At 39.1% G+C, this 1,160-nt stretch carries 1 protein-coding gene and 1 pseudogene; both read right to left on the reverse strand.

From position 1 onward, the window contains the following. Window positions 1-198 (reverse strand): helix-turn-helix domain-containing protein (locus ACFIK2_RS09005; RefSeq protein WP_375677202.1); only part of this gene is annotated, 198 nt, incomplete at its 3' end. Window positions 199-933: 735 nt separating this feature from the next. Continuing rightward, window positions 934-1,160 (reverse strand): annotated as a pseudogene (locus ACFIK2_RS09010) (transcriptional regulator); the annotation flags it as partial.

The raw sequence follows: 1,160 nt of genomic DNA on the forward strand, positions 1-1,160 counted from the left end.
AACTTCCAGTTTTTGGGCGATTTTGAGTAAACACCCTGCGCTTACACGATTGAAGCCTTTTTCATATTTTTGGATTTGTTGGAAACTGACACCTAAATAGCTTCCTAATTCTTTTTGAGAAAGCCCCATGGCAATTCTTTTTTGACGAATTCTTTTGCCTATCAGAATGTCGATAAAATTTGGATTTTTGGTTTGCACTTCAAGCCCCCCTCCGGTTGCGAGCGCCCTCGCATTGGTATTCCGGGAGTCTAAAAGTACTGAACCCTAGTCAGCTTTTTTGCTTTTAGTGCGGAAACGCACCTGGACATAGCAAAAACTCCCGGAATTCCGGGATACCCACAAGAGTGGGTTCAATTGTACGCTAGGGTTTAGGGCTTTTAGTTCCCTGTTGATCGTTGCGTGGACGATCAAAATTACACTTTAAGTGATAAAGTAATTTCAGAAGATTGGCAAGAAAAATCAAAATAATCTCAAAGACTATAAGATTGGGTACTTTTTAAAAAAGTGCGAAATATGGATTATAAATCGCGCTTTTACCTATCAGAATGTCGATAAAATATGGATTTTTAGTTTGCACTTCAAGCCCCCCTCCGGTTGCGAGCGCCCTCGCATTGGTATTCCGGGAGTTTGAAAGCACTGAACTCGATCAGCCTTTTGCTTTTAGTATTTATAATACTTGGACATAGCAAAAGCCCCCGGAATTTCCGGGATAGCCATAATTGTTTATGTGTTAAGTTTTAAGGAATACAACTCCTTATTGACCGCTGCGTAGACGACCAAAAAACACAGGCTAATTCATAAAGTAATTTCAGGAGATTGGCAAGAAAAATCAATATCCCATAAAATGGCGTGATTTGGAGGGGTGTGGAGTGCTGGTTTGAATTTGACTTAAGGGGTATATGAATGGAATAATATTAATTGTTACTCTTTTGCTTAATCAGAAATCAGCCACAAGATTGCTTTTTGTTTTTTCGGCTGGAGCTCTCTAAAATTTTTCAAAAGAGTGTTTTCTTTTTCGCTGTATGTTTCTTGATCATGGTGTGAGGCAATTTTTTCTACTGAGACATCTTCTTTTGTCACAATATCTGCATAAAAAAAGCTTATGGGAACTTCCAGTTTTTGGGCGATTTTGAGTAAACACCCTGCGCTTACACGATTGA

It is taken from the genome of Bartonella sp. AP88XZML, from assembly GCF_042195565.1.
Classification (GTDB): domain Bacteria; phylum Pseudomonadota; class Alphaproteobacteria; order Rhizobiales; family Rhizobiaceae; genus Bartonella.